Source organism: Mycobacterium sp. (genome assembly GCF_032161845.1).
Classification (GTDB): domain Bacteria; phylum Actinomycetota; class Actinomycetes; order Mycobacteriales; family Mycobacteriaceae; genus Mycobacterium.
Genome location: NZ_JAVRQA010000226.1, coordinates 1 through 3,040, shown reverse-complemented (window position 1 = coordinate 3,040; position 3,040 = coordinate 1). Strand labels below are relative to the sequence as shown.

The window sequence follows — 3,040 nt, the reverse complement described above, 5'->3', positions numbered from 1 at the left end:
GCCGCGAAGTCCGGCCTCAATCACCTGACGCGGTCGCTCGCCCAGGAGTGGGGGCCCGAGATCCGGGTGAACTGTCTGGCGCTGGGGCCGACGATGACGGACAACTTTCAGAGCTTCGTCCTGCCCTCCGACGACAAGGACGGCAGCAAGTATTTCGCGAAGGTACCTCTTCGGCGAGCAGGTGGCGCCGACGAAGTGGGCCGGACGTGCGTCTATCTCTGCAGCGGGCAGGCCGACTACGTCAACGGCACCACGATCGAGATCGACGGCGGCATGCTGCCCGGTGTCCTCTACGACGCCGGGCTCAAGACGATCACCGATCTGCTATGAGACGACCGACGGAGTTTCCTTGACCCTCAGAGTGATTCAATTCTCGACCGGCAACGTCGGGCAGCACGCGCTGCGGCAGATCATCGAGCATCGCGACCTGGAACTCGTCGGTGTGCACGCCAGCAGCCCATCGAAGGTGGGCCGCGACGCCGCCGAGTTGTGCGGAGTCGACGTCCCGACGGGCGTACGCGCCACCGATGACCTCGATGCGTTGATCGAGCTCGGCGCGGACTGTGTCGTGTACACCTCGCAGGGTGAAACGCGGCCGAAGGAGGCGCTTGCCGAGATCACGGCCTTTCTTCGCGCGGGAACCAATGTGGTGGCGACCTCGCTGGTGTGGCTGATCAACCCCGACGCCGCCGACTCCTGGCTTCGCGACCCGCTGGAGGCGGCGTGCCGTGCAGGAGGCGCCACCATGTACGTCAACGGTATCGATCCGGGCTTCTCCGGTGACATGCTGCCGTTCGCCGCACTGAGCTTGAGTCAGTCCGCGACCTCGGTGCTGGTCCAGGAGATCTTCGACTACGGCAGCTACGATGACGCCGAATTCACCGGTGTGAGCTTCGGTTTCGGCTTCACCCCCGAGCAGGACCTGCCAGTGATGTTCCTGCCCGGCGTGCTGCGGTCGATCTGGGGCGGCCCCGTCAAGCACCTGGCGGACTGTCTCGGTATCGAACTGGACGAAGTGCGGGAGCGCCACGAGACATGGGTGACGCCGGTCGAGATCGACTGCGTGATGATGCACGTCGCACCCGGTCACGTCGCCGCGGTGCGCTTCGCGGTCGAGGGGATGAAGGGCGGCGAACCCGTCATCGTCATGGAGCACGTGAACCGACTCACTGAGGCCGCTGCGCCCGACTGGCCATACCCGCCAGAGGGCCACGGCGGCGTCCATCGGGTCGTGGTGGCGGGACGGCCGGGCGTCGAGATCAATGCACACGTCGGTTCCGGCGACCTCGACCAGAACGACGGCGGTGTGATCGCCACGGCGGCGAAGGTGGTCAACGCCGTCGCGGCAGTGTGTTCCGCGCCGCCGGGCCTGGTTGCACTTCGTGATCTCCCGATCGACCAGGTTCACGGGGTGATGCGATGACGGCGCCGACGCGCCGCGGCGAGACCCGTCAACAGCGCGGCGACGAAACGCGGGCCGCGATCATCGCCGAGACCGTCGCCTGCATCCTCGAGGAGGGGTTCGGCGCGGCGAGTGCAAAGCACATCACCGAGCGGGCGGGTGTCAGCTGGGCCGACATACACTATCACTGCGGCGACCGCGACCAGCTCCTCATGCACGACGTCGACGAAGGCTTCGCCGGGCTGCGACGGTGTCTCGCCGACGTCGACCTTCCGAACGGTTTACTGCAAGAACGGGTTTCGGCCGTCGTCGAGACCGCATGGCCGGCGTTCAGCAACCCGACGTCGATGGCAGCGCAGGAGATCCTGGTGGCCACCCGAGTCGGCCGGAACAGAAGGCTCAACCGGCATCTCGCCGAGCTGAACGCCGGGCTCGACACGCTTGGCGCCAAGCTGGTTCCCGATGGCGACGGCGCCGCGATAGGCGGAGTGATCTGGGCATGCCTACGCGGTTGGACTCTGCCGCAAATGGTCTCGGCTGCGCCATATGACTCGAGCCGACAACGTCAAACCCTGATCGACATGCTGACGCTTTACCTCTCGGCGAGAACCGTTTTCGAGGGCCGCGATCTCAGCTGACCAGCGACACCGACGATGCGCGTCGCAGCTTCCCCGACGGCGTCTTCGGGATGGTGCCCGGTCCGAGCACCACCACGTTGCGTGGTCTCATCTCGACCTCGGCGACGACCTCGTGCGCGATGTCGTGCTTCATGCGGCGGACTGCCGCGGCATCCTCGAATGCATTGGATTCGACTGCCACCGCGAATGCTTCGCGGGAGTCCCCAGCGTCCAGGCGCACGGCGACGGCGCATCCGGGTCGGACGCCGGCGACCCGTCCCGCGGCCCGTTCGATGTCGTTCGGATAGATGTTCCTGCCCGCCATGATGATGATGTCCTTGACCCGGCCGCACACGACAACGTGGCCCCGTTCGGTCAGGTAGCCGAGATCGCCCGTGTCATACCAACCCTGGGCATCCTGGGCGTCGACGAAGCCACCCTTGGTCATGTAGCCGCGGGTCACGGAATCACCGCGCAGCTCGATCACTCCGACCGATCGCGACGGCAGGAGACAGCCGACGTCGTCGACCACCCGCGCTTCGAGTCCGGCCAACAGGGGGCCGAGGCACGCCAGCCGCGTGGTCTTGCCGCCCTTGCTCGCGGGCACCGCCCGCCGCAGCGCCGCCAGCAGATCGGTGTCGACCTCGTCGACCACCAGCCCGCCACCGCATTCCGAGAATGACACGGCGACGGTGGTTTCCGCCATTCCGTAGGCGGGAAGCATGGCGTCGGCACGTAGCCCGAAGGGTTCACCCGCTTCGATGAGATCCTCCACGTCGGCGGGATCGACCGGCTCGGCCCCCGACAGAGCCCACCGCAGCGAGGACAGGTCGAATTCGCCAGGCGTGGCGTGCCTGCGCAGTCGCTTGGCGAGCAGGGCGTACGCGAAGTTCGGCGCCGCGGTCATCGTGCCGTGGTACTTGTCGATGAGGCGCGCCCACAACAGGATGTCGGTCAGGAAGTCCATCGGCGTGATCTTGACCAGCTCGGCACCGAAGTACATCGGCACGACGAGGAATCC

The 3,040-nt window shown here is 66.6% G+C and carries 4 protein-coding genes; 3 read left to right on the top strand and 1 reads right to left on the bottom strand.

Annotated features, from left to right (window positions below; all coding sequences use genetic code 11):
- The 3 genes from QOD90_RS13080 to QOD90_RS13070 form a co-directional block, all read left to right on the top strand.
- A partial coding sequence (locus QOD90_RS13080; RefSeq protein ID WP_526350294.1) for an SDR family NAD(P)-dependent oxidoreductase occupies positions 1–330 on the top strand: 330 nt, incomplete at its 5' end.
- Between the two features lie 19 nt (positions 331–349).
- Positions 350–1,423, top strand: coding sequence for an NAD(P)H-dependent amine dehydrogenase family protein (locus QOD90_RS13075; protein ID WP_526350292.1), 1,074 nt, complete (start codon positions 350–352; stop codon positions 1,421–1,423).
- Positions 1,420–2,040 carry a TetR family transcriptional regulator gene (locus tag QOD90_RS13070; protein ID WP_526350290.1) on the top strand — a complete coding sequence of 207 codons (621 nt, stop codon included), beginning with the start codon at positions 1,420–1,422 and terminating at the stop codon, positions 2,038–2,040. Before QOD90_RS13075 ends, QOD90_RS13070 begins: the two co-directional genes overlap by 4 nt.
- Here QOD90_RS13070 and QOD90_RS13065 read toward each other — a convergent pair.
- Positions 2,033–3,040, bottom strand: a 1,008-nt coding sequence (locus QOD90_RS13065; protein ID WP_526350288.1) for an AMP-binding protein, incomplete at its 5' end; no start/stop codon positions are given. The two genes, QOD90_RS13070 and QOD90_RS13065, sit on opposite strands and share 8 nt — an antisense overlap.